Raw genomic sequence first — 25,754 nt, 5'->3', positions numbered from 1 at the left:
GAGCCGAATGAAACGCCGGTCCGAAGATCGGCAATTGTGGCGCGGCTTATAGAATTGGTGGCGAGAAAAATCCATCCCGCCGCGTCGTTTGCCGTGGATTCACCAAAACGCCGGCTCGGCCTGCGACAATTTTCCACCGATTCTCACCGGGGCGATCTTCACCGCCAGGCCCGTACGGTCGTCAGTCTCCACCGCCAGGCCCGACAGGGTCGCCTCGCCGGTCGCCGGCTCGAAGCGCAGGCCCGGCGTCTTCTGGATGAAGCGGCGCAACGGCTCCTCCTTGTCCATGCCGAGCACGCTGTCATAGTCGCCGCACATGCCGGCATCCGACATATAGGCGGTGCCGTGGCTGAGGATCTGATGATCGGCCGTCGGCACATGGGTATGGGTGCCGATCACCAGGCTGGCCCGCCCATCGGCGAAATGGCCGAGCGCCTGCTTCTCGCTGGTGGCTTCAGCATGCACGTCGACCACCACCGCATCGGCGCCAAGGCCGAGCGGGCAGGCGGCGAGCTCGCGCTCGAGGGCTGCGAAGGGGTCATCGAGTGCATCCATATAGACGCGGCCCATCACCTGGATGACGAGCAGGCGGGTGCCGTTCTTCAGATCCACCAGGGTCGCGCCGCGCCCCGGCGTGCCCTTGGGATAATTGGCCGGGCGGATCAGCCTTGGGGCTCGCTCGATGAAAACGAGGGCCTCGCGCTGGTCGAAGGAATGGTTGCCGAGCGTGACCACATCGGCACCGGCGGCGACGACCTCGTCGAAGATCGCCTCGGTCAGGCCGAAGCCGCCGGCGGCGTTCTCGCCATTGATGATGACCGCATCGAGCTTCCAGGCTTCGCGCAGGCCCGGCAGGCGTTCGATCACGGCATTGCGACCGGTGCGGCCGACGATGTCCCCCAAGAACAACAGACGCATATCAACGCCCCGTCACTGTGATGATTTCGTTTTCGGTGGCGATGGCGTCGAGCGGCACGTCATGGTGCTCGGACGGCAGGAATGCGACTTCCTGGCAGGCAAAGGCATAGCCGAGGGTGAAGACGGGGTGCATTGCCCGCAATTGGGGAATGGTGCGGTCGTAGAATCCCGCGCCATAGCCGATGCGGTAGCCGCGGCGATCGAAAGCGACCGGGGGCACCAGCAGCACCTGCGGATGGACTTCCTCCGCCTCGGGCGCAGGCTCGGGGATGTTGTGGCGACCGACCACCAGGGGGTCGCCCGGCGCCCAGGAGCGGAAAGTGAGGGGGTGGCCATAGCGAGGCGTAGTCGGCAAAGCGAGCCTACGGCCCGTATGGTGCAGGCGTTCGGCAATCTCGTCCGGATGGATCTCGTCGCGAAAAGCCTGGTAGAGGCCGACGATGCCGCTGGTGTATTTCAGGCGGCTGAAGGCGTGATGGGCGGCTCTGGCCGTCGCTGCCTGGCGCTGATGACCGCGGATCTCTGAGCGCGCCGCCATTGCCTTGTGGCGCAACTGGGTCTTGTGATCGGTGGAGGCCATTACACGCTTGGCAAAGACAAATTTGGAATGAGGAGGGAGCGGGCCACCTCGGCCGTTGGACGGTTCGATCCCGGGCGCCTACTGATGTAGGTGGGCGCCGTAATGTCCAAGCCCTCGAGCGAGAACAGTGACAGCTCCCTTGGGAGTCGTATGGCCCCGGGGATACAGTTGTCCTGACGAACCAGGCAGCACCGCACCGAGATAATAAGGGCGAGACGGTGCGAGCGCCAGAGGTCGATGAAAATATTCAGGCGTTTTCCCGGAGCGCGGACTTCCCAGGATCGCACGCATCTCAGCGACGTGCTTGCATGTCGCGATTGTCTGCCGTTTCTGCAAGCACAGTGTTTCCAAGAGCAAGCAGGGATGCCTGCGATCCCAGAAAATACGGAAGCGCTAGACGCCGGTCTTGGACAAGGAATCGATCAGCTTCTCGACTCGGCTGGCGGCGTCCGTCAGGGCCTGCGTCACGCGCATCTGGGTCTGCTGCTCGCGCTGCAGCGCATTGTCGCGGGTCTGGCGCAATTCATCGAGATCATGCTGCAGGGAAGCCGCCCGCCGCTGCATTTCCGACAATTCGTCTGCGACCATGATGCCGGCCATCACGGCAAGGCGCATGTCGCCGATCTCGCCGAAAGAGGAACGCAGGGCATCGATCTTGGCGTCGAGCTGACGACCGAGGCCGAGGAGATGTTCTTCCTGGCCCTCGTCGCACGCCATGCGATAGGCGCGGCCCGCAATGGTAACGGATACATGCGCCATGCTAGCTGTCCTGCGGCTCAAGCACGTAACGGATGGAATCCATCGCCTGGTCGAGGCGTCGCGATACATCGCGATTGGCGGTTTCCATAGCAGCGAACCGTGCATAGCTCGCGTCGAGTTCCAGAGCTAGACGGTTGCGATCCTCCGAGAGTGCCTGCACTTCGATGCGATGTCCGCCGATGGTGCGATCGAGTTCCGCGCGATGTTCGGCGGCCTCCTCGAGCTGGGCCAGGGCCGTATTCAATCGTTGCAAGGCTGCATCCACAGACAAGGGCCTACTCACTCTTTCCCTATGGCGGCATTCCATCGAATCATGACGGGACCGCTCCGCGTTTTTGCTTAAATATCAAAGTATCGCGGTTTCGCACCACGGCCAAGCGAAAGCCGCCGGCCTTCCCCTGATGATACCTCCTGCTTTCGATCACCCCACCATCGGTTGCGTGAATTTCAGGCACAAGCCCGGGGATCATTGACAGTCGGGGATGAGGTGCTAAGAACCCACCGCTCTTTTTGCCAAATTCCGGCGAATTTCATCAGGAAACACTCCATGGCACTCACCGAAATGCAGAACCGCCTGGCCAACGCCATCCGTGGCTTGGCGATTGATGGGGTTGAGGCCGCCAAGTCCGGCCATCCCGGCATGCCCATGGGCATGGCCGATGTCGCCACCGTCCTGTTCACGCGTTTCCTGAAGTTCGATGCCGCCAATCCCCATTGGGCCGATCGCGATCGCTTCATTCTGTCGGCCGGCCACGGCTCGATGCTGCTCTATTCGCTGCTCTATCTGACCGGCGTGCCGGGCATGACGGTCGAGGAGCTCAAGCATTTCCGCCAGCTTGGCCACAAGACCCCCGGCCATCCGGAGAACTTCCACACCGTCGGCGTCGAGACCACCACCGGCCCGCTCGGCCAGGGCATCTCCACCGCCGTCGGCTTTGCCTTCGCCGAGAAGATGCTGGCTGCCCAGTTCGGCAAGAAGGTGGTCGACCATTTCACCTATGTGATCGCTTCCGACGGCGACCTGATGGAAGGCGTCAGCCAGGAGGCGATCGCGCTCGCCGGCCACTACAAGCTCAACAAGATGATCGTCCTGTGGGATCACAACGGCATCTCCATCGACGGCCCGCTGACGCTTTCGGACTCGGTCGACCAGATCAAGCGCTTCCAGTCCGCCGGCTGGCGCGCCGTGAACGTCGACGGCCATGACCAAGATGCCATCGCTGCCGCCATCGAGGCCGCCCAGAAGTCGAACAAGCCGACGCTGATCGCCTGCAAGACCACCATCGGCTTCGGTTCGCCCCACCGCGCCGGCACCTCCAAGGCCCATGGCGAGCCGCTCGGGCCGGAAGAAGCCAAGCTCTCCAAGGAGAATCTCGGCATTACCGGTGCACCCTTCGAGGTGCCCGCCGACGTGCTCAAGGCCTGGCGCGAGGCCGGCTCGCGTGGCGCCAGCGCCCGTCAGGCCTGGGAAGAGCGTTTCGCGACCCTCTCCGAGCGCAAGCAGGCCGAGTTCACGCGCCGCATGGATCACGTGCGCCCCGCCAAGCTCGGCAAGGCCATCCTCGCCCACAAGAAGGCGCTCGCCGCCAATCCCACCGCGATGGCCACCCGCAAGTCGTCCGAAGCGGCTCTCAACGTCATCGTCGAGGTCATGCCGGAACTGGTGCTCGGCTCGGCCGACCTGACGCCCTCCAACAACACCAAGGCCAAGGGCCTGGTCGAGATCACCCCGAAGGATTTCAAGGGACGCTATATCCATTGGGGCATTCGCGAGCATGGCATGGCCGCCGCGATGAACGGCATCTATCTGCATGGCGGCTTCGTGCCCGCCGGCGGCACCTTCTTCGTCTTCACCGACTATGCCCGCCCGGCCATTCGCCTGGCGGCTTTGATGGGCACCTGCCCGGTCTATGTCATGACCCATGACTCGATCGGTCTCGGCGAGGACGGCCCGACCCACCAGCCGGTCGAGCATCTGGCCGCCTGCCGCGCGATCCCGAACATGCGCGTCTTCCGTCCCTGCGACGCGATCGAGACCGCCGAGTGCTGGCAGCTCGCGCTGGAGCGCACCAACGGCCCGACCATCCTGGCGCTGACTCGCCAGAATCTGCCTCTGCTGCGCGAAGCCACCACGGCCAATCTGTGCGCTCAGGGCGCCTATGAGCTGGCGGGCACCGGCGGCGGCAAGGCCGCGGTGACGCTGTTCGCTTCGGGCTCCGAGGTCGAGATCGCCATGAATGCCCGCTCCATCCTGAACCAGCGCGGCGTGCCGACCCGTGTGGTCTCGGTGCCTTCGCTGGAACTGCTCCTGGCACAGCCGGAAGAGGTCAAGGCCAAGATCATCGGCGATGCACCGGTGAAGGTCGCCGTGGAAGCGGCCGTCCGCTTCGGCTGGGATGCCGTGATCGGTCCCGATGGCGGCTTTGTCGGCATGACCGGTTTCGGCGCCTCCGGCCCCATCAAGGACCTCTACAACCATTTTGGCATCACGGCGGAAGCCGTGGCCGAAACCGCCCTGCGCCGCCACAACGGCTGAGCATGAGCTGTAAACGGGCGGGGCGCATATGAGTGCGCTCCGCTCTAACTCTTTGTTTTGACGCGTTTTCCTAATCGAGAAGTCGATCGGCTTTTCCGGAAAATGCTCTAGCTGAAGGCAGAGAAAGGAAATATCGGATGACAGTTCGTGTCGCCATCAACGGCTTCGGCCGCATCGGCCGCAACATCCTGCGCGCCATCGTCGAAGGCAAGCGCAAGGATATCGAAGTCGTCGCCATCAACGACCTCGGGCCGGTGGAGACCAACGCCCATCTGCTGCGCTACGATTCGATCCATGGCACTTTCCCCGCCGAGGTGAAGGTCGAGGGCGATTCCATCGTCGTGCAGGGCAAGAAGATCAAGGTCACTGCGATCAAGGATCCGGCCCAGCTTCCCCACAAGGAGCTGAACATCGACATCGCGATGGAATGCACCGGCATCTTCACGTCCCGCGACAAGGCGGCCGCCCATCTCAAGGCCGGCGCCAAGCGCGTGATCGTCTCCGCGCCCTGCGACGGTGCCGACCTCACCGTGGTCTATGGCGTCAACCACCAGGACCTGACCAAGGACCATCTGGTCATCTCCAACGCTTCCTGCACCACCAACTGCCTGACGCCGGTGGCCAAGGTGCTGCACGATGCCTTCGGCATCGAGCGCGGCTTCATGACCACGATCCACTCCTACACCAATGACCAGCCCTCGCTGGACCAGATGCACAAGGATCTCTACCGCGCCCGCGCTGCGGCGCTGTCGATGATCCCGACCTCGACCGGCGCCGCCAAGGCCGTCGGCCTGGTGATGCCCGAGCTCAAGGGCCGTCTCGACGGCACCTCGGTCCGCGTGCCTACGCCCAACGTCTCGGTGGTCGACCTCAAGATCAACACCAAGAAGAAGACCAGCGTCGAGAAGGTCAACGAGGCCATCATCAAGGCTGCCAAGCGCGGCCCGCTGAAGGGCGTGCTGACCTATACCGACGAGCCGCTGGTGAGCCGCGACTTCAACCACAACCCGGCGTCCTCGATCTTCGCGCTCGACCAGACCAAGGTCATCGACGAGAAGTTCGTGCGCATCCTGACCTGGTACGACAACGAGTGGGGCTTCTCGAACCGCATGTCCGACACGGCGGTGCATTTCGCCAGCCTGATCTGAGTTCGTTTTCAATGAAATGAGCAAGGTGCCGCGGGTAACTGCGGCACCTTTTCTTTTGAGTAGCTTCCTGACCGGAAGTACTGCCGGCCGAAATCGGTTGCTTGTCCCCGGGCAGGCGGCTGTGATTGACTGGTGCTGCAGCGAAGGGGAGTGAAGCCACATGGCTCGGCGAGGCGTCTGGTTGTTCGTTCTGCTCTTCGTCGTTTTGAGCCCGATGGCGGCTCGAGCCAGTTCCGATAGCGACTGCAAACCGGGCTGGAGAGTGGCGGGTACCGAATCCAACAGCTGCAGCAATCTGGCCGTCCTGCAGCCCGGTAATGACACGCGCGCCAATCTGCTGCTCCTGCTCGCCGATCTGGAGGACAAGCAGCCTGCCCCGGTTCGGCCGGATCAGGAGGGTGCGGAAAAGACGCTCATAGAACCGAGCGATTGGGCGACCTTCCGCGGCACGCTCTATCCCTCGGCTGCAATCGGCGGCAATGGGCCCTACGCTGCGGGCGAGGGCTCGCGCTGCCGCAGCAATGATGCAGGCGCCGCCGATTTCGTGGCGACGCTCAAGGCGGAGCAGGGCGTGACGGCGGGCGAAAGGGACGAGTTGATCGCCGCCCGGCAGGGCCTCAGGCCCGATTGCACGGGAGCCGGCGCTGGCCAGGAGGCCGTTTCCGCGGCCGCCGCGCATGCGCGCTCGCCCCTGGCCAAGGACTTTGCCGCCTACCTGTCGGGAGCGGCGGCCTTCTATGCCGGCGATTTCGACACCGCTGCCCGGCATTTTGCAGCCCTGGGCGGTTCTGCCCAACCTTGGCTGAAGGAGAGCGGACGCTATCTTCTGGGCCGCGTCGAGGTGAACAGGCTGCAGGCTGGTGCCTTCGACGAGTATGGCAATCTGAGGGAGGTTGCGCAGCGCGACATCGGCAAGGCGACCGAGGCGGAAACGGCCCTGCAGGGCTATCTGACAGCCTATCCGAACGGGCGCTATGCCGCCTCTGCCCGCGGTCTGCTGCGCCGGGTCTATTGGATGAGCGGCGCCAACGCCAAGCTGCTCGCCGACTATGAGCGCCTGTTGGGCCAGAAGGCGAGCGAACGGGGCGTTTCCGCTGCCGACCTTGCCGAGGAACTGGATACCAAGCTGCTGCCCCTGCTTGGGACCGAACAGGTGCGCTCGCCTTTGCTGCTGGCGACCCTGGACCTGGTTCGCATGCGCAAGGGCGGCGCCCTCAGCGGCGAAGCGTGCTGCAGCAAGGCCCTGACCTTGGATGAGCTGAACGGGCAACGTGAATTCTTCGCAGGCAAGACGGAGCTGTTCGATTTTCTGCTCGCGTCCTATCAGTTGCATGTCGCCCGCCAGCCGCGCGCCGTGCTGGGCCTCATCGCCGATCGGGCGCAGCAGAAAAACTATGACAACTTGGAATTCAGCCGGCAGGTGTTGCGTGGGGTCGCGTTGGATTCTGTGAAGGACCGCAATGCCCGCGGCTTTTGGCTCGATCTCGTCGGTGGGGCGAACCCAACCAGCCAGCGTGTCGTCATCGAGCTTGCCCTGGCCCTGCATGACGAGCGGGCGGGCAAGCCCGAACGGCTCTTCGAGCCGGCCTCGCCGGTGCGCAACGAGACCATTCGACAAACCTTGCTGCGCTACAGCGCCGGTCCCCAATTGCTGCGCGGCCAGGCAAAGGATACCGCCGCCTCGCCGGCCGAGCGGGCGACCGCCCTTTATACGCTGCTCTATCGCGATCTCACCCGCGGCGCCTACAAGGCCTTTCCAGGGGATTTGGCGCTGGTGCCCACCGATGCCAAGCCTGAGGCGGATCCCGGTGACGCCGAAGGCGACGGCGCGCCATCCTCGGATGTGTTCATCAAACCGCAAACGGCGTCGGATTTCCCTTGCCCCGATCTCAAGAGCAGCATTGCAACGCTGTCCGCCACTCCACGCCACATCGGGGCACGCTTGTGTCTGGGGGAGTTCATCCGTCTCAACGGCCTCGATCAGGCTTTCTTGGACACGCTGCCGGCGAAGGATGAACTCGGTGGCAATGGGGTACTTTTCCCGGGCCGGAAATTCTCGCGGCTCGAAGTGTATCGCTCCGTTGTAGGCGCGGCGGGTGCGACCGCCGATCAAAAGGCCTATGCTCTCTATCGTGCCATCTGGTGCTTCGCGCCGACGAGCAAGAATGGCTGCGACGACAGTGTCGTGCCCGTTGCCCAGCGAAAGGCCTGGTTCCAGAAGCTGAAACGCGATTATGCGCAATCACGTTGGGCGCAGTCTCTCGAATATTACTGGTAGACATGCTGCGCTCGGCGTGTGCCCTCGTCATTGCCCTGGCGGCTGGCGGTGTCGCGGCCGCGGAAGCTCCCGTCGATGCCGCCCGCCATTACAGTTTCTGGTTGTGGGCGGGCGTGAGGACGCAGCCCGAACTCGCACGGGCCCGCGAGCTCTATCTCCTTGCGTCGGAGGTCGGTGCCCGGGAACCGGTTCGCCTCCTTTCGCGGCGAAGCGCCGTTCCCCACCTTCCCGATACGCCGTTGTGGCTGGTGGTGCGTGTCGAGACCCTGGCATGGCCGCCGCAGATCTACGGCCAGGTTCTCGCCCAGCTCGGGCGCTGGCGTGCGGCAGGCAACCGCGTCATCGGCCTGCAGATCGATTTCGACGCCCGGACGCGCCATCTGGAGAGCTACGCTTCCTTCCTCGCGGGCCTGCGCCGCCAATTGCCGGCGGAGTACAGGCTCGGCATTACCGGCCTGATGGATTGGAGCAGCAATGGCGATCCCAAGGGGCTGGAAGCGCTCGGCGGCGTCGTCGACGAAGTGATCATCCAGACCTATCAGGGACGCCGCACGATCCCCGGCTATGCCGCCTATCTTTCGCGTTTGGGCCGGCTGCGGATGCCCTTCCGCATCGGCCTCGTGCAGGCCGGCGACTGGCAGGAGCCGCCTGGCCTCACCGCCAATCCCTGGTTTCGCGGCTATGTCGTGTTCCTGCAGAATCCGGCGCGGCCTTGATCTTGGGATCATGCGGTTGCCGCTCGTTCAATGAGATGTCGCGCCGCCGGCGGAGCGGCACTCATCGGCAGATCTCCCGAGATGTTCGGAGCGCGCTGCGCGTGACTCCTGGTGCTGGTCCCGCCGATATCCGGCCAGGAAGAGCCGGACGCCGCTTTCGATCACGCGGTCGATCTCGGCATCGCTGACGGGCTGGGCGGCGAGCACTTCGCGCAGGTGCAGATTGCCGTGGACCAGGCTCAGGAATTGCTGCGCGGCGAGATCGGGATCGGAGACGGCCAGGCAGCCTTCCGCGCTGCGGGCCGCGATATAGGCGGACAATCTTTCGAGCAGCACCCGTGCGCCGTGCTCGTAGATGATGCGGCCGAGATGGGGAAAGCGTGCCGACACGCAGATCAGCGAGCGATAGATCTCCGTGGCCCGGTTCGAGCCGAACAGTCCGACATAGTTGCGCGCCACCTGCAGCAAGACGGTTTCCATGTCGGTCGATCCGATCGTTCTGCACCAGATCTCGACCGCAGCGGCGGCCATCTCCTGCACGACGAGCGATGCGAACAGCTCTTCCTTGCTGGCAAACAGGCCGCAAGCCTTGGCCTCGGCAATGCCGGCACTTGCGGCGATGTCCTCCATGCTGACGGCATCGTAGGGCCTGGTGAAGAACTTCCTCCGGGCGGCACGCAGCAAGTGCCGGGCGCAGACGATCGCATCGTCACTGCCCTTCATTGTCATGAGAGGGGAGGATAGGTCGGAGTTGGGATCTGCAGTCACGGTCGGCTCCCTTCACAGCCTCGCGAGCGATAGCTTCGCATTGGAAATTTATATCGTATTACGATATAAATGTCATGCACAAGCACGTTTGCGACAACCGTGGAGACCATGATGATTTCGACTCTTTTTTCCGGAAAGCGGGTACAGGATTGGCTGCTGCTCCTGCTGGCACTCGGTCTGTTCAGTACGCCCTGGCTCGCCGGGTTCAGGGCGATGGAGGTGCCGACTTGGCACGCCTGGGTGATGGCTTTCCTGCTTGCCTATCTGGCCTTGGCGGCTTTGAGCGAGGCCAGGCAATGGGAGGAATGGGTGACGCTGGGACTGGGCCTCTGGCTCATCGTGGCGCCATGGGTGCTGCGCTTTTCCTCCGACACAGCGGCCGAACGCGCCCATTGGCTGGTGGGCGGGCTGGTGATCGTGATTTCCCTGGCGGCTGAGTGGCGTTTTCGCCATGCCCGGACGAGTTGAAGCCGAACGCACTGCTCGCCTGCCTTGCCGACAAAGGAGGCTTTTGTGATGGAGTATCGTCTCGAAAAGATCCACGTCGCCGACCGGGCCGATCGCTCCGCCTATATCGTGCAGCGGCTGAACGAATATGCGGCCGAGGGCTGGCGGGTCGTCAGCATCGATCTGAGGATCCACCCGTCTTTCGCAGTGGAGGATCTGCCGGTGCTGCTCGAGCGCAAAAGGGTCTGACGGCGGCGGACCGGTGCGCCTGCCGTTTCGAGCCGACGGCGCCCCGTCATCCCGGCGCCGTCATGTGCATCACCGCCGCTGGCAGTGGCTCCGGGTTCACTGCGGGTCGAGGATGCGCCAGTCGAAGCTGCCGGCCCAATCGGCGAAGCTGTGCCAGTTCACCTCGGGAAAATCCCTGCGCAGGGCAGCGATGTCGACGTCGTAGCCGATCCGATCGAACCACTCGAACATGATGGCGGCATCCTCGCTCTGCTGGCGGATCGCGGCGGTCGGCACTTCCTGGTAACGGATCGGACGGCCGGTTGCCTGCGAGAGAATTCGCACTTGTTCCTCACCGGAAAGTTCGTCTCCTGCATAGTCGAAGCGTTTGCCGAAGACCCTTTCGCGACGCTCGACCAGAGCGGCGTTGAACGCACCGATATCGGCCAGCGCCACCTGCTGCAAGGCGCGCTTGGCCGGGACAGCGAGGGCGTGCACGCCTTGGCGCAGGCCGCCGATCGACCAGGAGGCCACGATGTTTTCCATGAAAAAGACTGGGGCGCTGATCGTATAGGGCACACCCAGCCCCGCAATATGCCGTTCGACCTGATATTTGCTGTCGAAATGCGGAATGCCGGTGGCCTTGTCGGCGTCGGCGACCGACGAGTAGATCAGATGCCCGATGCCGGCCGCCTTGGCCGCATCGGCGGCGGCGATGCCCTGGCGGGTTTCTCCGTCTGTGCCATCAGCCAGCATGGTTCCCATCAGGAACATGGTGTCGACGTTGCTGGCTGCCTTGACGATCGAGGCCGTGTCGTCGAGATCGCCAGGCACGATCTGTGCACCCGCCGCCGCCAGGGCCTGCGCGCCGGCACTGTCGGGCCTGCGGCTCAATGCCTTGACGTTGTGTCCCCTGGAAAGCAGGGCGCGGGTAACGGCACCTCCCTGCTGACCCGTGGCGCCGGTCACCAATATAGTCCGCTTCGTGGTCATTGCATCGCTCCATTGCTTGTGATGAAGCCAATTTAGCGCTGCCGCATCGAACCATAATGGGCTATTATCGGAAAACATCGTCCCAAATTTGGATATAATGCTCGATCTCAACGATATTCTGGTCTTTGCCCGGGTGGTCGAGGCCGGCAGTTTCACCGGGGCTGCCCGGCTGCTCCGCGCGCCCAAGACGACAGTGAGCCGCCGGATCGCCGCACTCGAACAGGCCGTCGGTGCGCGCTTGCTGCAGCGCACGACGCGGAGCCTCGCCATGACGGAGGCCGGGCGTCTCTATTACGAACGCAGCAGCGAGGCGCTGAGGCTGATCGACGAGGCAAACCTGCGCCTTGCCGAAGCAAGAACGGAACCTTCGGGGACGATCCGCATCTCCGCCCCTGCCGGATTTGCCGATCATCTGCTCAACAGTGCCGTGTTCGACTTCCTGGCCGCCCATCCCAAGACCAAGGCTGAATTGATCCTGACCGACGACCGGCTCAACCTGATCGAGCATGGCATCGATCTGGCCTTCCGGACCGGGATCCTGCCGGATTCCACTTTGATCGCGCGCAAGCTTGGCACCACGCATCGAATTTTGTGCGCCAGCCCGGACTATCTCACGCGATTCGGAACGCCGCAGGTGCCAGCGGATCTCGCCCGGCATGCCTGCGTGATCGTCGGCCCCTCGGTGGAGGGGGCGTCATGGCTGCTTGAGGGGCCGGAGAGCCAGGAAACAGTGGCAGTTTCAGGCCGCTTTGCCGTCAACGACATGCATTCGGCGCTATCGGCGACCATTGCCGGCTATGGCATCGCCCAACTGCCCCACCAGCTCGCAAGACCGGCCCTGCAGGATGGGCGGCTGCAGCGTATTCTCGAAGATCATACCATGTCAGCCGGTGGTCTCTATGTCGTCTATCCCAGCAGCCGGCATCTGTCGCCTCTGATCAAGGCTTTCATCGAGCTGGCGGTGCGAAAGCTCGACACGCAATTGTTCCGATGAGTGCCGACGCCGAAAGGATCGATATGTCCGTGCCGAGCTATCTCTCGATGCAATTTAGATCCTTCGGCCGTCTTGAACGCTTTATCGATCCGCCGGCTTGCTCTATTGCTCGCCGGTGATTTTGCGAGGCAGGCGGGGTGTGCTAGGGCGTGTGGTGAGTATGGCTTGGTGCCAATCCATGCTGACGCCTCGGGCACTTTGCCGAAAACAGATGGACAGGACAGGCATGAGCGCTTTTCGCACCCTCGACGACGTGAATGTGGAAAACAAGCGCGTTCTGGTCCGCGTCGACCTGAACGTCCCGATGGAGAACGGTGTCGTCGGCGATGCCACCCGCATCGAGCGCATCATCCCCACCGTCCTCGAACTCGCTCGTGCCAAGGCCAAGGTCATTCTGCTCGCCCATTTCGGCCGGCCCAAGGGCGTGGACCCCAAGGAAAGCCTGAAGCCCGTCGCCGCCAAGCTCGCCGAGATCGCCAAGCGGCCGGTCGCCTTTGCCGAGGACTGCATCGGCGAAGCCGCGGCCAAGGCGGTGGCGGCGATGCAGCCGGGCGACATCCTCTGCCTGGAGAACACCCGCTTCCATCCGGGCGAGGAAAAGAACGATCCGGACTTCGTCAAGGCGCTGGCCGCCAATGGCGATATCTGGGTGAACGATGCCTTCTCGGCTGCGCATCGCGCCCATGCCTCCACCGAAGGCCTCGGGCACGTCCTGCCCGCCTATGCCGGCCGCACCATGCAGGCCGAGATCGAGGCGCTGTCCCGCGCCCTCGAACAGCCCAAGCGCCCGGTCGTCGCGGTGGTCGGCGGCGCCAAGGTCTCGACCAAGCTCGAGCTCCTCGGCAATCTCGTCGCCAAGGTCGATGCCCTGATCATCGGCGGCGGCATGGCCAACACCTTCCTGCATGCCCAGGGCGTCGGCGTCGGCAAATCGCTGGCCGAGCGTGACCTTGCCGATACCGCCCGCTCCATCCTCGCCAAGGCGGAGAAGGCCAATTGCGCCATCATCCTGCCCGTCGACGCCGTGGTGGCCTATCATTTCGCCGCCGATGCGCCGAACCATGCCTATGGCCTCGATTCGATCCCGCTCGACGGCATGATCCTCGATGCCGGCCCGCAATCGGTGGAGCGCATCAAGGGCGCCATCGACGAGGCGGAGACGCTGGTGTGGAACGGCCCGCTGGGGGCTTTCGAGCTGCACCCCTTCGACCACGGCACGGTGGCGGCGGCCAAGCATGTCGCTGCGCGCACCAAGGCCGGCAAGCTGCTGTCGGTTGCCGGCGGCGGCGACACGGTGGCGGCGCTCAACCATGCCGGGGTCGCCGACCAGTTCTCCTATGTCTCGACCGCGGGCGGCGCTTTCCTGGAATGGCTGGAAGGCAAGCCGTTGCCGGGTGTGGAGATCCTGCGCGCCTGAACGGCGCCGTACGGCTCGCCGTCCACGCCGATCGTCTCGGAGATCTCGCAATGGCACGCATCACCCTTCGCCAGCTGCTCGACCATGCCGCCGAGCAAGGCTATGGCGTCCCTGCCTTCAACATCAACAATATGGAGCAGGTGATCGCCATCATGGAGGCCGCCAAGGCCACCGGCTCGCCGGTGATCATGCAGGCCTCCCGCGGGGCGCGCCAATATGCCAACGACGTCATGCTGACCAAGATGATGGATGCGGCGGTCGAGATCTATCCCGACATCCCGGTCTGCGTGCATCAGGACCATGGCAACAACGAAGCCACCTGCCTGACTGCCATCCAGGCCGGCTTCACCTCGGTGATGATGGACGGCTCGCTCAAGGAGGACGGCAAGACGCCGGCCGACTATGCCTATAATGCCGGCATCACCCGCCGTGTCGTCGACATGGCCCATTGGGTCGGCGCCTCGGTGGAGGGCGAGCTCGGCGTGCTCGGCAGCCTGGAAAGCGGCATGAGCGAGGCCGAGGACGGCCATGGTGCCGAAGGCGAGCTCTCGCATGACCTGCTGCTCACCGATCCCGACGAGGCGGTGAGGTTCGTCAAGGACACCAAGGTCGATGCGCTCGCCATCGCCATGGGCACCTCGCATGGCGCCTACAAGTTCTCGCGCAAGCCCGATGGCGCCATCCTGGCGATGAATGTCATCAAGGAGATCAACCAGCGCATGCCCGAGATGCACCTGGTCATGCATGGCTCCTCCTCGGTGCCGCAGGAACTCCAGGACATCATCAACAAATATGGCGGCGAGATGCCGCAGACCTGGGGCGTGCCGGTGGAGGAAATCCAGCTCGGCATCAAGCATGGCGTGCGCAAGGTGAATATCGATACCGATTGCCGCATGGCGATCACCGGCCAGATCCGCCGCATCTTTGCCGAAAATCCGGGCGAATTTGATCCGCGCAAATATCTCAAGCCAGCCCAGGATGCGATGATCAAGCTGTGCAAGCAGCGCTATGAGGAATTCGGCACGGCCGGCCAGGCTGCCAAGATCAAGGTCATTCCGCTTCACGAGATGGCCAAGGACTACAAGGCCGGCAAGTTCGAGCCGAAATTCGCTTGAGCGGCGCCGGAAAACCGTTTCGCGTTCCCCAGTCGATGCGAAGCGATGGCGAAACCTTACAGCATCGGCGCCGATTCCGGGATCGGCCCCGATGCCGTAGTGAGAAGAAGGACACCCGGGATTCCTGCCATGGCTGAAGTTCCACCCCGCCCCCCCGTCCAGATCTATCTGGTCACCCCTGCCATCGACGATGTCGCTGCCTTCCTGCCGGCCCTGCGGGCCGCGCTGTCGGCCGGCGACATTGCCTGCGTGCTGTTCACGCCGGTGGCCGGCGACGACAGCAGCGCCAAGAAGCTGATCAAGGAGATCGCGCCGGTGGTGCAAGGCGCCGGCGCGGCGCTGCTCGTCAGCGGCTGGAGCGCCGTGGTGGCACGAGCGGGTGCCGACGGCGTGCATCTCAATGACGGCCGCAAGGGCCTCGCCGATGCACTCGACAGCTTCAAGCCGGAGCGCATCGTCGGGTCAGGCGGCATCCGGACGCGCGATGAGGCCATGACCGTCGCCGAAAGCGGGGTCGACTATGTCATGTTCGGTGAGCCGGCGCGCGACGGGCGCCTGCCGCCGCTTGAGGGGGTGGTTGAGCGCACCGCCTGGTGGTCCGAGCTTTTCGAGGTGCCCTGCGTCGCCTTTGCGCCGGATCTGGCGGCCGTGCCGCTGCTCGCCGACGCCGGTGCCGATTTCGTGGCGCTCGGTAATGCCGTCTGGAATCACGAGCAGGGGCCTGCCGAAGCGGTTGCGCTGGCGGACCGGCTGCTGAAGCAGAGAGGGAGTCTCGCATGAAGCGCATCGCTGTTGCAGCCGCGCTGGCGCTGCCCGTCCTTCTTGCCTCGCTGCCGGGCCGGGCGGAGCCATCGGCTCCGGCCGATGCCGCGCAATCCGCCGGCGCCGATGGCGGCGAGGCTGTCAAGCCGGCGCAGACGGGCACGCCGGCACAGCCTGCGCCTGACGCTGCCAAGCCGGCGGAGGGTACGCCTGGCGAAGCCGCCGCTCCGGCCGATTCGGCCAAGCCTGCGGAGGCTGCGGCTCCCGCCGCACCGGCAGGTCCGCCACCGGATCTGGCTTATGGCGCCTTCCAGCGCGGCTACTATCTCAAGGCGCTGGAGGAGGCCACCAAGCGCGTGGTATCCGACAAGGATCCTGCGGCGATGACCTTGATCGCGCAGCTCTATGCCAATGGCCTGGGTGTGCCGCCCGATCCGGCAAAGGCGGCGCAGTGGTATTCCGAGGCGGCCGAGCGTGGTGACCGCAATGCCATGTTCGCCTATGGCATGACCAAGCTCCTGGGCAAGACCGTACCCAAGGACGAGCCGGGCGGCATGTTGCTGCTCAACCGCGCCGCCGAGCTGGGCGTGCCGGAGGCGGCCTATAATCTCGGCATCATCGCCCTGCGCACGACGAATGGCCCGCCCGATTATGCCACCGCCTATAAGCGTTTCAGCCAGGCGGCGCTCGCCAACAATGGCGATGCCCTCTACTCGCTCGGCGTACTCACCAAGGAAGGCAAGGGCGTCACGCTCGACAAGAAGAAAGCGGCCGACTACTTCCTCGCCTCGGCCAATACGAACAATGTCGACGGCATGGTGGAATATGCCATCGCCCTCTTCAACGGCGAGGGCGTGCCGCGCGACCAGGAAATGGCGGCCGATTGGTTCGAGCGCGCCGCGCTGCGCGGTTCGCCGATCGCCCGCAACCGCCTGGCGCGCATGTATGCGGCCGGCATGGGCCTGGCGCCCAATCCGGTTCTGGCCTGCATGTGGCATCTGCTCGCCAAGGCGGCCGGGCTCGAGGACAAGCAGCTCGACGAATATGTCGCACGGCAGACGCCGGAGGTACGGGCGGCGGCCATTCAGGGGGCCCGCTTCTACGGCATGTGATGCCAACCGGTATTTTCCGCGGGGTGGCCAGGGGATCGACAAGGGGAGGCCGACGGTGCTGGATGCAGCGGCGAGGGCAGTGATCGAGCGCCATTCGCTCGGCTATGTGGCGAGCGTCAATTCCGACGGCACGCCCAATCTGTCGCCCAAGGGCATGATGCCAAGCGTTTTGCGATTTGAGGCCTCACCTCGAATCGCAAAGACGCGTCGAGCCAAAGAGTGAGAGCAAAAGGGCGTTTCTACTAAAACGCGCTTTGCTCTGGTGCTGGACGACCACCATGTCGTTTTCGGAGAGGCACGCTCCCCCGGCACCCTGCGCAACATCCGCGAGTGCCCGGTGGTGGAGATCAATTTCGTCGATGTGCTCGCCCGCAAGGGCGTGCGCATCCGTGGCCGCTGCGAGATCATCTCGCGCGAGAGCGAGGCTTTTGCGGCCCTGCGCCCCGCTTTCGATCGCTGGGGCCCGCTGGCCGAGCGTATCCGCCATTTCGTGCGGGTGCGCGTCGAGGCCGTGAAGCCGATCTCCTCGCCCGCCTATGACATCGGCACCGAGGAAGAGGCGCTGCGTAGCCATTGGAAAGCTTACTATCAGGCCTTGTGAGCGTCGCAGGCCGCGGCGATTCGAATTTTCACACCGGTCGCATTTTCCCGTTCATATCGGCGGCATTTTCCATTAGACAGGCCGCTTCCCATTCCCGCGCCCCGATCTCCGGGGCGACCGTTATTTGAAAGTTCCATGATGCTGCGTTCACCTTTGATGAATGTGATGGTTGCTGCCGTGCTCAAGGCCGGCAAGGGTCTCAAGCGCGATTTCGGCGAGCTGGAGAACCTGCAGGTCTCGGCCAAGGGGCCGGGCGATTTCGTCTCCATCGCCGACAAGAAGGCCGAGCGCACGCTGCATCAGGAACTGGAGCGGGCCCGCCCGGGCTATGGCTTCGTGATGGAGGAGGCGGGCGTCGTCGAAGGCGCGGACAAGACCCATCGCTGGCATATCGATCCGCTCGACGGCACCACCAATTTCCTGCATGGCGTGCCCTTCTTCGCGGTTTCGGTGGCGCTGGAGCGCGAGGGCCTGCTGGTGGCCGGCGTCGTCTACAATCCCGCCACCGAGGACCTGTTCGTGGCTGAGCGCGGCAAGGGCGCCTTTCACAACGAACGTCGCATCCGCGTCTCCGGCCGCCGCCTGATGGAGGATTCCATGGTGGGCATGAGCCTGGCGCGCCTCGGCCGCGGCCAGCACCAGACCAATCTTGCCGATCTCGGCGCCGTGATGGGCAAGGTCGCCGGCGTGCGCAATTTCGGCGCTTCTGCCCTGGACCTGGCCTATGTCGCTTCCGGCCGCCTCGACGGCCTTGCCTCGCGCTGGCTCTCCTCCTGGGACCTGGCGGCCGGCATCGTGCTGGTGCGTGAAGCCGGCGGCTTCGTCAGCGACATCCGTGGCGGCGACACCATGCTGGACACCGGTGACATCGTGGCCGGCAACGAGGCCATCCACAAGGGGCTGCTCGGCCTCTTCGCCAAGGCCTGACAGGGCGGCCGCAGGGGCGAAACCGTAGCAAAAACGGGGAGGGGAGAAGATTTCCTCTCCCACCCGCTTGACAGTTTCGGCCCAGCCTTGCATAAGCCGCCCGTCCGGCAGCGCCGGGCCTCGTGGCGGGGTAGCTCAGCTGGTTAGAGCAGCGGAATCATAATCCGCGTGTCGGGGGTTCAAGTCCCTCTCCCGCTACCAAAATTTTCCTAATGATATCAGCGACCTAGCGTCATGCGAGGTCGCTTTTTCTTTTTCGGGCATGTTGCACGCGGTTTCCGCAAATTTCATCGTGTTTCCAATGGGTTCTCAGGGCTGCTCGCAAATCCTTGCGACATGAACTGCAACACGAAATGCATGGCGAATTCGTCGTCTGTTCCGGCAGTCGGCATTCTCCGAGGGGGGGAGATGGAATTTACCGAAGGGCCCGCAATGGGCTTCAACACCATCCCAATTGAGGGTGGGCACAGTTACTCTCTAACAACGCTACTGGGGGTATTTCTTAGAACCCTGCAGGCCGAATTTGGACCGCGCAACAAGGATTACACCCCCTTAGGGATCGAGTTTGGTCGTAGTGGTCCAGAGATTTGGTATCCTGGCAATTGTGGGAATGTTTCCATTATGCTCGGCGATGAGACCCGTGCGGATCCGAATTGGGCGGCCTTTCAACTCGCTCATGAAAGCGTGCACCTTCTTTCACCAAGCGGAAGTGCTCAAGCCAATGTTGCCGAAGAGGGCCTAGCAACATGGTTCGCCGACAAGATGTCGCACGACATGGGTTTGATCTATCTCACCACCATGCCGTCCTATTTGCAGGCAAAGCAAAAGATTGAAGAGCTTTTTGCCATCGATCGCGATGCAATTCGGAAGGTCAGGTTGACGGAACCCCATTTCTTCAAATGGACCGCCGGCCTACTGACGTCCGTTGTGCCAGATATCCCCAGAGAGTTAGCTGAAGACCTGTGTCAAAGGTTTATCCGTTAGCACTTCAAGGACCTCTTGCCGTCGATATGCCAGGTGCGTAACGAATTTTTCACGCCACGGCGGTAGGGTAGCTGACTAAATTTTCTGTGGAGTGAGCTTGACAGCCTTGGGCAACTGGTGCTTGCTCGTCGTGCATGATCGTTGATCATGTGGGGCGTCGAAACCCCTGAACACCCAAGGCGCGTAAGCGCCGGCTATATTGCTACGGCGCTATTTTTTTGCCTTTCGCTATGGCGGGAGGGCGGAGAATACAACACCCCTTTGGGGGAATAATCCCGCCTGTTCCCTTGGGTTCCAGGTTTCGAACCTCCCGCCGCCCGGCCGGGCATACCGGCTCGGGCTTCAAGCTACGGAGAGGCGAAATGGTGCATATACGAGAAATTCTTCAAGCCGGCGACGTCGTTCTGATGACGGCGACGGTGGTCACTGCTGAACGCGGACGCATGACCGTCAAGACGCGCGCAGGCGACCAGGCGAAGGTCTGCATCGAGGAGATCGAGGATGTGGTCGAGAGGGCGCTCGCGCCCGGCGATCGTGTCTTCTATGAGAAAGATCCGTCGAAACGGCCCGCTACGGTACTGGGGATGGATCGCCATTGGGCTTGGATACGCTGGGATGAGACTGAATACATGGTCTATCCGAGCACCTATTTGGTCCGGCTGTCGGCCAAGTCAGGGAAGTGACATAATGAAAGAGCGCCGCGACATCCTTCCGATCTCGCTCCCTCCAAGGGGGCTCAATCGTGAGGAAGCGGCGCGCTACATTGGCGTGTCGCCTTCCCTGTTCGACCAAATGGTCGCCGACGGTCGAATGCCAGGTCCAAAGCAAGTCAATGCGCGAAGGGTCTGGGATCGGCTGAAGCTAGATCTAGCCTTTGACGCTCTGCCGGACGGAGATGCCGAACAGCAGGATCCACAGCTGCAAGGCTGGGATGACTTCGAATAGGCTGCCGCTTCAGATCACTCTATGCGAAGTCGCCCCAGCCGTCCGTCCCGTCGGCACGGTTACGCAATGGCAGCGGGGCGATCGCCTCATTCATAAGCATCCCACGGGTTGGGTGCTTCCGCCGGCTCATCGCTATCGATGGCATCGAAAGCCAAATCGAGGGCGTGCCGATCCCAGACGGTTCTGGACAACAGCCTTTTCGGCTTCGGCATGGCCCCATCCTTCACTAGAGTGTCGAACGTTGTGGGCGAAACTCCGACGTACCGCGCCGCCTGCTCGCGGTTGAGACCGCGAGGCGGCAGAGAAATCGGCAGAACTTCTCTACGATCGGCCATTGTGCACCGGCTGCAAAGGGATCCCCGGCGAGAGTATGGCCGGATTGGCGAGGATCCAAGCCTTGAGCAGGGCGCTTCCGTCGGATGCCCTTCCCGTGCCCTACCGTGGCCGCTGGCGGGCTTCAGGCCCGCCGCGCTGTCACAAGGCGGGCGCATCGCCATAAACGGCCCGTGCAGGCTTGTACCCGGCAGTTATCGCGCTTGGCGCTTGGCACGCATATCCAGCACAATGATCACCAGATCCCTCCATCGAAAACTCTTCAACTGGTTCATGTTCGATGAGTATTCGGCCATGCCCGCCTTCTCTTTGAAGACGACCTCTTGATGATAGCATCGGACCATGGCTTCAGCTGCCACCCAGCCCGGCTTCTGGTTCACATAAGCCATAGCCACTGCTTCCTTGCGAGTGCACTCCTTCCAGCTTGCATAGGCCGCTGCGGTCGCAGGATCATTAGCATTTGGATATTCGACGCGCCCAGACACGACGATCGCAGCGGCAACCGTCAGACATAATCTTGAACGATGCATGATGGCTCCCCAGCCAAATATTCACACGACGGATATCGGCGGACCTCTATCGTGGCGTCAATGCTGATCTGCGTGCGCTACCGCTTCGACCTTCGCCAGCCAGCGGCACGGGCTTCGGCCTCGCTGCAAAACCAACGTTCCCCGTGTCGGGCGCTGATGGCCGTTCTGGCGTAATATTTCTGGCCTGGCATGTGATAGATGCGCTCGCCGCTGGTCGAGACATTGCCCTTGATGTTGCAGGATGACGGGTCGGCTGCTGCCGAGGCGGAGGCTGCCTCGCCAGCTGTTTCGGGCGGCAGCACGGCGCCACCGGTCGCCCCGAGCGCCGTCACCGCAAGCGCAGCGATCACGAGGGGTGCCTTACGGCCAGTTCGTCGCCAGCTGCGCAAAGGGTTCCGGTACATCGTCGTTTCCTCAGACCATGCCCGGCTTCATCAACATCTGGCGTGATCGCGCCGTGAAATTCGCAGACCGTCTTACTCGGCCGGTAAGGCCTCGGATTTCAAGATCACCGCGCTGTCTAACCAAAAAAGTCCTGACTGTTCTGGCGGTGCGAGCGAAGCCACGATCATGGACATTGTAGGGCGATCAGTATTGTGCACCATCAACCTCGGCGCATACTATCGTTCCTAAAGGCGGGAATGGCAGAATGAACCAAGCGCAGGGTGCCGATAAACAGGGCACTGGATGGCTACCGACACGGCGTGAAGCGTTCGTCGGGACAATCTTCTTTTTAAGTGGGATTGTCGGCAATCTGGCATCAGAATGGGTCAAGGCACACTGGGAAACCGACAATGACTTGATGAAGGCTGAAGTTCTCGAAGTACGTGCTAAGGTCGTAGCTACGATTGACGGTGATCGGCGGCCAAGGACCGCACAAGATTGTGAGGCCGCTATCGAAACGCTCCAGCAGTATAGAAGCCTTTATCATTCCGAGCAGGCTATCGCCCTTTTGGACGACGGGATAGAGAAGCTGAGGTTTGCGAAGCTCGGCTTCGATAGCATCGAAATAGATAAGCGCTTCAATGAAGCGGCTACCAAATTCCTGGAGCGCACGGGACCGGATGACAAAGGTGCCGAAGACCTAATGAAAGCCTTAGCACAATCCAATGAACGCGCAGGCTACTCCGCTGCTTTCGCTAGAGACGCAATCGACGGGGCGATTGCGATAGGCAAGACCCCACTTCGATAGACATTGGAAGCTCGGTGTGCAGATCCCGCACCGTCGCGGCGGTGACGACCTCGCCTGCGGCGATGAGGCGCTCAACTTCTTCGCGGACCTCGTCGGGCGTCTTGGGGGCCGCGAGTTCGTAGAGCGCTTTCGGAGCCAAACTTGCAACGGTTGCAACTTTTCCCGCGAACCGGTCAGCAACATTCATCATGTTGTACGCGGTGCGTTGGCTCATATCGAACTCAGCCTCGATCCACGGCAGGAACATGCCGTGGGGCAAGCGTTCCTTCTGGCGCTTCAGTGCGAGGCCAACCTCGATGATGCTTTCGGCGGCCGATCGCATGTGCAATTTCGCGGGTGCGCAGATCTTAGGAGAGGGCGCTAAGCAGGGCTTGGCGCTTGACTGTAAGAAGAATAGCGTTTGTTCCAAATCGTTTGGTGTTTTCAGGTGTAAGCCCGGAGCTAAGGTCGTCTCTAAGATTTACAAGGACCTGTTGATATTCTTCGGCAATCTTCTTTTGATCGTCTTTTAATATTGGCGAGAGCTTATTTAGCGACGAGATTTGTGTTTCAATATTCTCATTTAATTTTTTATATTGATCTCGGTCTAAACTTTCAAAGCTGTTCCCTGACACAAACAGCGAATTCAACCTATTTTCAAAATCTGCAGAGCTCGTAACTAGGTCGCGCGATCTTTCCGCAATCAAAGCGCCATACGAAGATGCGTTTGATATATAGTAATTAATTATAGTGGTTGCGGCGAGCATAAATATGCCACCTACTATAAGGTGCCATATGCGTACCTTGTCATCAATCAGAATATCTTGAAGTTTCCTGAGCATTTACCTACTTCTCGCGGCGCTTTACCTTGGAAGTAATCGGTGTCTGCACTTGTCCAAGCTGTTTGGCCTTGACAGCCACACGGCAGAGCTTTTCAAGCTTGTCAAGCGCCATAGTTTGGGCGACTAGCTTTGATGCCTCGGCAACTGGGATGTCGCATTTATCCAACTCTCCTCCCGCCGCCGAGTTCACAAACTCCAAGTTTGATGCCTGCAATTCGGCTGCAGGGTACTGCATGACGGCAAAAAGCATCGCGGCCAATATGGGCGTCATCCGCAGACATTTCAAGAGATTTGTGCCGGGAGAGTTAATGCTGATTTTTTGATCGGCTGTATAATCATCGTCAGCAAGGTCTAACAGCCACTCTTCGAGTGACTTCGACAATACGTCCTCCAATCTATCCGTTTCAAATCCCCTGCTAACTTCAGCCGCAAAGTTAGCGATAATCTTTAAATACATATCCGGTATTGTAGAAAAACGCTCAGATTTAACATCAAACAGAGAAGTAGAATTGTTTACTTTGAAATAATTTTCGTATGCGGCCGCAAAAAACAGGTCCTCGTACTGTTTTCCGAGAAGCGAAAATGCGTTGGGTGATACCAAATGACGAACGACTTCTTCAGGGAGAGTGTGGTTAGCGACGCTGCCCAGCCATTTTATGCGGCGCGCGGGAATTCGTTCGCGCTGATCATTGCGGGTATATTGCTCATAGGTAGTGAACACGATATCTTCAGGGCCGTCCTGAAGCTCGCCGACAATGGTTTGTCCCCACGCTTGGCCCTTTGTGGTAACAATTACCAAATCGCCTTTTTGGGCCCTGGAATACAATCCCAAGGCCACTCCCTTGGAGTTCAGGCGCTTTCCTGTCCAACTATATCCAGAATAATCATTTGGATCCAAAGAAGGATAATTTTCCTCCGCCTTTCTATCGATATAATAATTTCTAACTTTGTCAGACAGAGCTAGCCATTTTTTTAAACTAGTATCGTCCGATAGGTCAAATTTATCAATTAATAATCCAGGAAAATCACCAAAGATGACGCCTTGATTGTTAAAATGATCAAAAAATTTGTAGCGGTTGCCTGGGAATGCCACCCATACACGGGTGTCCGGTTGAATAAATTTGGTGTTGAAATCAAACTCGATGGTTTGCTTCCGATCTGGCATCTGATCTCTCCGGAACTTCCTCAAACTCGCATGAAGATCCTGTAGTCGAGTTAGAGAATTGGTCAACGGTCAGAATTGACGATATTTGCGATATCCAAGGAACAATCATAACGAGCGACGTTGTTCGGCATGCTAGCAGCAAAAAGCCCGACCCTCGATGGGCCGGGCAAGGTCGTCGCGATAGGTGGCTCTGAGGGCCGTCAGACTATGTCCTTCAGCTTCACGGGCCGATGCTGAATTGGCTCCATCGTGACCCGCACCTTCATAGTTTTGGGTTCAGGAATGGGCACGGTGTGCACCCTGATCGTGGGCGGTCGAGCACTAGGTGGATCCGCCACGATCTCACTGGCTTCGCCAACATCAAGCCCGTTGGCCGCCGGGGGTGTGGCACACTTGGTTACGGCGTGGGAAGCTTTGCGCACGGCAGCATGGTGACGACGACCGGCCTTCGCCGGGAAGGTAATGATATTCATGGGGTGACCCTTCGAAAGACCTGCACGTTGCAGGGGAAGAAGCCACGCCTTGCCGAGCCATGCCGGCACCCGAAGGTGCGATCCGCGCAGATATCGGTGATCCCGCGAACGATCGGAAGATAGGGCCAGCCCAGCCCAAGTGCAAGAGCAGGTAGTCGGGGGATCGACAGCCCGTCGGGCGTAAACGCCGGCATGCAGCTTGTGCGGGAAGATCTGGCCCGGCCCTGGAAGGCCGGGGCCGCAGCGCGCGAGGAACGCAGGCTGTGGTGGTGTGATCCAAGCTGACGCTCAAGCTTCTAGCGACGATCATCTTCTTGCTGGGATCGAACGACGTCACGTCTCGCTTTCAGATTGGATCTAAGCCACGGCATGAGCTTGTCCAAGAACAACGTCGCCGTGCTCATTACCGAGATAAACCAAGCAGGCAGGAATACTCCGCAAGACCAGCTGAACGGGAAATGGACCGGCGAGAGTGGGCAGGTAGCCACAGTTTGGCCGGTCGACATGGCCAAGGTCCAGCCCGCTATTGCAGCGGCAGCAAGAACCAGGGTTCCTTTGCTCAACCCCAAACCCAAAGCCATGACGCCCAATCCCTGAGCCGCAGCGCTTTCATTCTCCAATCAATCGTCCTGACACCTTCGATTGTCAAATCGCGAGGGTGTCTGGAGGTCGCGCTACCAGGCCGACGGCGGTCGCAATCGGGTGGCCTCGATGCTGCTGCGGGACGGGATCCAGGACGGCTGATCGGGATCCCTCAACGACTAGGCCTTCAACCTAGCCGTGTGATTTCGCAGTCCAGTACGATTGCTGCGCCGGCTAGTAGGGCGCACAAAAGGGCTGCACCAGGCGCGCCAGCGAACAGCACCAGCAGTGTCACTGCCCCGCCTAAGAGCGCTACAATCTTGAGATCGTTCATCGCAATACCTTGCATTTGTGGTGGTTCGTACCCGCCTCACGGTACACGATGCTTGTGATAAGCAAAACGCGCCCTAAAGGGCGCGCTGCGAAGAGT

At 61.6% G+C, this 25,754-nt stretch carries 32 protein-coding genes, 1 tRNA gene and 1 other RNA gene; 20 read left to right on the top strand and 14 right to left on the bottom strand.

All coding sequences use genetic code 11. The features are described from left to right. Positions 1-99: 99 nt before the first annotated feature. The 5 genes from ACIGJE_RS24300 to ACIGJE_RS24280 all read right to left on the bottom strand — a co-directional run bounded on the left by ACIGJE_RS24300 (position 100) and on the right by ACIGJE_RS24280 (position 2,510). Positions 100-918, bottom strand: a complete 819-nt coding sequence (locus ACIGJE_RS24300) for a TIGR00282 family metallophosphoesterase (RefSeq protein WP_483678919.1) — start codon at positions 916-918, stop codon at positions 100-102. A gap of 1 nt (position 919) precedes the next feature. Then, positions 920-1,498: a 5-formyltetrahydrofolate cyclo-ligase gene (locus ACIGJE_RS24295; RefSeq protein ID WP_311939962.1), complete on the bottom strand. Its 579-nt coding sequence runs from the start codon at positions 1,496-1,498 to the stop codon at positions 920-922. A 37-nt stretch (positions 1,499-1,535) separates the two neighbouring features. Then, positions 1,536-1,693, bottom strand: a non-coding RNA gene (gene ssrS / locus ACIGJE_RS24290) — 6S RNA. Positions 1,694-1,891: 198 nt separating this feature from the next. Further along, a complete protein-coding gene (locus tag ACIGJE_RS24285; RefSeq protein WP_068285691.1) occupies positions 1,892-2,257 on the bottom strand; it encodes a cell division protein ZapA in 366 nt (121 codons plus the stop codon). A gap of 1 nt (position 2,258) precedes the next feature. Further along, a complete protein-coding gene (locus ACIGJE_RS24280; RefSeq protein ID WP_376717717.1) occupies positions 2,259-2,510 on the bottom strand; it encodes a DUF4164 family protein in 252 nt (83 codons plus the stop codon). Positions 2,511-2,804: 294 nt separating this feature from the next. Here ACIGJE_RS24280 and tkt point away from each other — a divergent pair, with 294 nt between their 5' ends. The 4 genes from tkt (at position 2,805) to ACIGJE_RS24260 (ending at position 8,935) form a co-directional block, all read left to right on the top strand. Beyond that, complete coding sequence (gene tkt, locus ACIGJE_RS24275) at positions 2,805-4,793, top strand: transketolase (RefSeq protein ID WP_483678916.1); 1,989 nt, start codon at positions 2,805-2,807, stop codon at positions 4,791-4,793. Positions 4,794-4,930: 137 nt separating this feature from the next. Continuing rightward, entirely contained in the window at positions 4,931-5,941 is a 1,011-nt protein-coding gene (gene gap / locus ACIGJE_RS24270; RefSeq protein WP_311939954.1) for a type I glyceraldehyde-3-phosphate dehydrogenase, read from the top strand. Between the two features lie 160 nt (positions 5,942-6,101). Continuing rightward, positions 6,102-8,219, top strand: coding sequence for a PA5441 family protein (locus ACIGJE_RS24265; RefSeq protein WP_483678914.1), 2,118 nt, complete (start codon positions 6,102-6,104; stop codon positions 8,217-8,219). A 2-nt stretch (positions 8,220-8,221) separates the two neighbouring features. Next, a complete protein-coding gene (locus tag ACIGJE_RS24260) occupies positions 8,222-8,935 on the top strand; it encodes a DUF3142 domain-containing protein (RefSeq protein WP_483678913.1) in 714 nt (237 codons plus the stop codon). Between the two features lie 27 nt (positions 8,936-8,962). Here the strand turns inward: ACIGJE_RS24260 and ACIGJE_RS24255 are convergent, their stop codons facing one another. Continuing rightward, complete coding sequence (locus ACIGJE_RS24255) at positions 8,963-9,703, bottom strand: TetR/AcrR family transcriptional regulator (protein ID WP_483678912.1); 741 nt, start codon at positions 9,701-9,703, stop codon at positions 8,963-8,965. A gap of 108 nt (positions 9,704-9,811) precedes the next feature. Here ACIGJE_RS24255 and ACIGJE_RS24250 point away from each other — a divergent pair, with 108 nt between their 5' ends. Together ACIGJE_RS24250 and ACIGJE_RS24245 are read left to right on the top strand one after the other, a co-directional pair. Further along, a complete protein-coding gene (locus ACIGJE_RS24250) occupies positions 9,812-10,171 on the top strand; it encodes an SPW repeat protein (protein ID WP_415086455.1) in 360 nt (119 codons plus the stop codon). 48 nt (positions 10,172-10,219) lie between these two features. Then, the gene (locus ACIGJE_RS24245; protein WP_311939945.1) at positions 10,220-10,399 is read left to right on the top strand and encodes a DUF4177 domain-containing protein; all 180 of its coding nucleotides are present in this window, start codon (positions 10,220-10,222) and stop codon (positions 10,397-10,399) included. A gap of 96 nt (positions 10,400-10,495) precedes the next feature. On the opposite strand, the gene ACIGJE_RS24240 is transcribed toward ACIGJE_RS24245, so the two are convergent. Further along, the gene (locus ACIGJE_RS24240; protein WP_311939943.1) at positions 10,496-11,371 is read right to left on the bottom strand and encodes an NmrA/HSCARG family protein; all 876 of its coding nucleotides are present in this window, start codon (positions 11,369-11,371) and stop codon (positions 10,496-10,498) included. A 97-nt stretch (positions 11,372-11,468) separates the two neighbouring features. On the opposite strand from ACIGJE_RS24240, the gene ACIGJE_RS24235 reads away from it, so the two are divergent. From ACIGJE_RS24235 to ACIGJE_RS24180, 12 genes are all read left to right on the top strand, one after another. Then, a complete protein-coding gene (locus tag ACIGJE_RS24235) occupies positions 11,469-12,365 on the top strand; it encodes a LysR family transcriptional regulator (protein ID WP_483678910.1) in 897 nt (298 codons plus the stop codon). Between the two features lie 226 nt (positions 12,366-12,591). Further along, positions 12,592-13,782 carry a phosphoglycerate kinase gene (locus ACIGJE_RS24230; RefSeq protein WP_311939939.1) on the top strand — a complete coding sequence of 397 codons (1,191 nt, stop codon included), beginning with the start codon at positions 12,592-12,594 and terminating at the stop codon, positions 13,780-13,782. A gap of 50 nt (positions 13,783-13,832) precedes the next feature. Continuing rightward, the gene (fba, locus tag ACIGJE_RS24225; RefSeq protein WP_415086462.1) at positions 13,833-14,897 is read left to right on the top strand and encodes a class II fructose-bisphosphate aldolase; all 1,065 of its coding nucleotides are present in this window, start codon (positions 13,833-13,835) and stop codon (positions 14,895-14,897) included. A 129-nt stretch (positions 14,898-15,026) separates the two neighbouring features. Next, positions 15,027-15,677, top strand: coding sequence for a thiamine phosphate synthase (locus tag ACIGJE_RS24220; RefSeq protein ID WP_367625455.1), 651 nt, complete (start codon positions 15,027-15,029; stop codon positions 15,675-15,677). After that, on the top strand, positions 15,674-16,771 hold the full coding sequence (locus ACIGJE_RS24215; protein WP_367625456.1) for a tetratricopeptide repeat protein: 1,098 nt from the start codon (positions 15,674-15,676) through the stop codon (positions 16,769-16,771). The genes ACIGJE_RS24220 and ACIGJE_RS24215 overlap by 4 nt, the downstream gene beginning before the upstream one ends. Before the next feature lie 55 nt (positions 16,772-16,826). After that, on the top strand, positions 16,827-16,994 hold the full coding sequence (locus ACIGJE_RS24210) for a pyridoxamine 5'-phosphate oxidase family protein (protein ID WP_483678908.1): 168 nt from the start codon (positions 16,827-16,829) through the stop codon (positions 16,992-16,994). 39 nt (positions 16,995-17,033) lie between these two features. Further along, positions 17,034-17,372, top strand: a complete 339-nt coding sequence (locus ACIGJE_RS24205) for a pyridoxamine 5'-phosphate oxidase family protein (protein ID WP_483678906.1) — start codon at positions 17,034-17,036, stop codon at positions 17,370-17,372. A 138-nt stretch (positions 17,373-17,510) separates the two neighbouring features. After that, complete coding sequence (locus tag ACIGJE_RS24200; protein WP_311940142.1) at positions 17,511-18,299, top strand: inositol monophosphatase family protein; 789 nt, start codon at positions 17,511-17,513, stop codon at positions 18,297-18,299. Between the two features lie 124 nt (positions 18,300-18,423). After that, positions 18,424-18,500, top strand: a tRNA-Met gene (locus ACIGJE_RS24195). Positions 18,501-18,707: 207 nt separating this feature from the next. Beyond that, entirely contained in the window at positions 18,708-19,283 is a 576-nt protein-coding gene (locus ACIGJE_RS24190; protein WP_483678905.1) for a hypothetical protein, read from the top strand. A gap of 362 nt (positions 19,284-19,645) precedes the next feature. After that, a complete protein-coding gene (locus ACIGJE_RS24185; protein ID WP_483678903.1) occupies positions 19,646-19,966 on the top strand; it encodes a hypothetical protein in 321 nt (106 codons plus the stop codon). Between the two features lie 4 nt (positions 19,967-19,970). Next, entirely contained in the window at positions 19,971-20,228 is a 258-nt protein-coding gene (locus tag ACIGJE_RS24180) for a helix-turn-helix transcriptional regulator (RefSeq protein ID WP_483678901.1), read from the top strand. A gap of 86 nt (positions 20,229-20,314) precedes the next feature. Here the strand turns inward: ACIGJE_RS24180 and ACIGJE_RS24175 are convergent, their stop codons facing one another. From ACIGJE_RS24175 to ACIGJE_RS24165, 3 genes are all read right to left on the bottom strand, one after another. Then, the gene (locus ACIGJE_RS24175) at positions 20,315-20,563 is read right to left on the bottom strand and encodes a helix-turn-helix transcriptional regulator (RefSeq protein ID WP_483678900.1); all 249 of its coding nucleotides are present in this window, start codon (positions 20,561-20,563) and stop codon (positions 20,315-20,317) included. Between the two features lie 192 nt (positions 20,564-20,755). Beyond that, positions 20,756-21,091 carry a hypothetical protein gene (locus ACIGJE_RS24170; protein WP_483678898.1) on the bottom strand — a complete coding sequence of 112 codons (336 nt, stop codon included), beginning with the start codon at positions 21,089-21,091 and terminating at the stop codon, positions 20,756-20,758. 77 nt (positions 21,092-21,168) lie between these two features. Further along, positions 21,169-21,441, bottom strand: a complete 273-nt coding sequence (locus ACIGJE_RS24165) for a sunset domain-containing protein (protein ID WP_483678897.1) — start codon at positions 21,439-21,441, stop codon at positions 21,169-21,171. Between the two features lie 299 nt (positions 21,442-21,740). On the opposite strand from ACIGJE_RS24165, the gene ACIGJE_RS24160 reads away from it, so the two are divergent. Continuing rightward, entirely contained in the window at positions 21,741-22,283 is a 543-nt protein-coding gene (locus ACIGJE_RS24160) for a hypothetical protein (RefSeq protein ID WP_483678895.1), read from the top strand. Here ACIGJE_RS24160 and ACIGJE_RS24155 read toward each other — a convergent pair. The 4 genes from ACIGJE_RS24155 to ACIGJE_RS24140 all read right to left on the bottom strand — a co-directional run bounded on the left by ACIGJE_RS24155 (position 22,231) and on the right by ACIGJE_RS24140 (position 24,742). Beyond that, positions 22,231-22,605 carry a DUF3102 domain-containing protein gene (locus ACIGJE_RS24155; protein ID WP_483678893.1) on the bottom strand — a complete coding sequence of 125 codons (375 nt, stop codon included), beginning with the start codon at positions 22,603-22,605 and terminating at the stop codon, positions 22,231-22,233. The genes ACIGJE_RS24160 and ACIGJE_RS24155 overlap by 53 nt on opposite strands. Positions 22,606-22,630: 25 nt before the next feature. Continuing rightward, a complete protein-coding gene (locus ACIGJE_RS24150) occupies positions 22,631-23,104 on the bottom strand; it encodes a hypothetical protein (protein ID WP_483678891.1) in 474 nt (157 codons plus the stop codon). A gap of 4 nt (positions 23,105-23,108) precedes the next feature. Next, entirely contained in the window at positions 23,109-24,269 is a 1,161-nt protein-coding gene (locus tag ACIGJE_RS24145; protein ID WP_483678890.1) for a hypothetical protein, read from the bottom strand. Positions 24,270-24,469: 200 nt separating this feature from the next. Next, a complete protein-coding gene (locus ACIGJE_RS24140; RefSeq protein WP_483678888.1) occupies positions 24,470-24,742 on the bottom strand; it encodes a hypothetical protein in 273 nt (90 codons plus the stop codon). 369 nt (positions 24,743-25,111) lie between these two features. Here ACIGJE_RS24140 and ACIGJE_RS24135 point away from each other — a divergent pair, with 369 nt between their 5' ends. Then, complete coding sequence (locus ACIGJE_RS24135; RefSeq protein WP_483678887.1) at positions 25,112-25,339, top strand: hypothetical protein; 228 nt, start codon at positions 25,112-25,114, stop codon at positions 25,337-25,339. Positions 25,340-25,754: the final 415 nt, after the last annotated feature.

It is taken from the genome of Labrys sp. E2SS-1L, assembly GCF_057073705.1.
The sequence above is the reverse complement of the archived record's forward strand: the minus strand, read 5'-3'. Positions and strand labels throughout refer to the sequence as shown.

Bases quoted from the DNA above. Each gene is read 5' to 3' on its own strand.
- ACIGJE_RS24300 (WP_483678919.1), bottom strand. From the start codon at position 918: ATGCGTCTGTTGTTCTTGGGGGACATCGTCGGCCGCACCGGTCGCAAT.
- ACIGJE_RS24295 (WP_311939962.1), bottom strand. From the start codon at position 1,498: ATGGCCTCCACCGATCACAAGACCCAGTTGCGCCACAAGGCAATGGCG.
- ACIGJE_RS24285 (WP_068285691.1), bottom strand. From the start codon at position 2,257: ATGGCGCATGTATCCGTTACCATTGCGGGCCGCGCCTATCGCATGGCG.
- tkt (WP_483678916.1), top strand. From the start codon at position 2,805: ATGGCACTCACCGAAATGCAGAACCGCCTGGCCAACGCCATCCGTGGC.
- gap (WP_311939954.1), top strand. From the start codon at position 4,931: ATGACAGTTCGTGTCGCCATCAACGGCTTCGGCCGCATCGGCCGCAAC.
- ACIGJE_RS24265 (WP_483678914.1), top strand. From the start codon at position 6,102: ATGGCTCGGCGAGGCGTCTGGTTGTTCGTTCTGCTCTTCGTCGTTTTG.
- ACIGJE_RS24260 (WP_483678913.1), top strand. From the start codon at position 8,222: ATGCTGCGCTCGGCGTGTGCCCTCGTCATTGCCCTGGCGGCTGGCGGT.
- ACIGJE_RS24250 (WP_415086455.1), top strand. From the start codon at position 9,812: ATGATGATTTCGACTCTTTTTTCCGGAAAGCGGGTACAGGATTGGCTG.
- ACIGJE_RS24245 (WP_311939945.1), top strand. From the start codon at position 10,220: ATGGAGTATCGTCTCGAAAAGATCCACGTCGCCGACCGGGCCGATCGC.
- ACIGJE_RS24240 (WP_311939943.1), bottom strand. From the start codon at position 11,371: ATGACCACGAAGCGGACTATATTGGTGACCGGCGCCACGGGTCAGCAG.
- ACIGJE_RS24235 (WP_483678910.1), top strand. From the start codon at position 11,469: ATGCTCGATCTCAACGATATTCTGGTCTTTGCCCGGGTGGTCGAGGCC.
- ACIGJE_RS24230 (WP_311939939.1), top strand. From the start codon at position 12,592: ATGAGCGCTTTTCGCACCCTCGACGACGTGAATGTGGAAAACAAGCGC.
- fba (WP_415086462.1), top strand. From the start codon at position 13,833: ATGGCACGCATCACCCTTCGCCAGCTGCTCGACCATGCCGCCGAGCAA.
- ACIGJE_RS24220 (WP_367625455.1), top strand. From the start codon at position 15,027: ATGGCTGAAGTTCCACCCCGCCCCCCCGTCCAGATCTATCTGGTCACC.
- ACIGJE_RS24215 (WP_367625456.1), top strand. From the start codon at position 15,674: ATGAAGCGCATCGCTGTTGCAGCCGCGCTGGCGCTGCCCGTCCTTCTT.
- ACIGJE_RS24200 (WP_311940142.1), top strand. From the start codon at position 17,511: ATGCTGCGTTCACCTTTGATGAATGTGATGGTTGCTGCCGTGCTCAAG.
- ACIGJE_RS24190 (WP_483678905.1), top strand. From the start codon at position 18,708: ATGGAATTTACCGAAGGGCCCGCAATGGGCTTCAACACCATCCCAATT.
- ACIGJE_RS24185 (WP_483678903.1), top strand. From the start codon at position 19,646: ATGGTGCATATACGAGAAATTCTTCAAGCCGGCGACGTCGTTCTGATG.
- ACIGJE_RS24180 (WP_483678901.1), top strand. From the start codon at position 19,971: ATGAAAGAGCGCCGCGACATCCTTCCGATCTCGCTCCCTCCAAGGGGG.
- ACIGJE_RS24175 (WP_483678900.1), bottom strand. From the start codon at position 20,563: ATGGCCGATCGTAGAGAAGTTCTGCCGATTTCTCTGCCGCCTCGCGGT.
- ACIGJE_RS24170 (WP_483678898.1), bottom strand. From the start codon at position 21,091: ATGCATCGTTCAAGATTATGTCTGACGGTTGCCGCTGCGATCGTCGTG.
- ACIGJE_RS24160 (WP_483678895.1), top strand. From the start codon at position 21,741: ATGAACCAAGCGCAGGGTGCCGATAAACAGGGCACTGGATGGCTACCG.
- ACIGJE_RS24155 (WP_483678893.1), bottom strand. From the start codon at position 22,605: ATGCGATCGGCCGCCGAAAGCATCATCGAGGTTGGCCTCGCACTGAAG.
- ACIGJE_RS24150 (WP_483678891.1), bottom strand. From the start codon at position 23,104: ATGCTCAGGAAACTTCAAGATATTCTGATTGATGACAAGGTACGCATA.
- ACIGJE_RS24145 (WP_483678890.1), bottom strand. From the start codon at position 24,269: ATGCCAGATCGGAAGCAAACCATCGAGTTTGATTTCAACACCAAATTT.
- ACIGJE_RS24140 (WP_483678888.1), bottom strand. From the start codon at position 24,742: ATGAATATCATTACCTTCCCGGCGAAGGCCGGTCGTCGTCACCATGCT.
- ACIGJE_RS24135 (WP_483678887.1), top strand. From the start codon at position 25,112: ATGAGCTTGTCCAAGAACAACGTCGCCGTGCTCATTACCGAGATAAAC.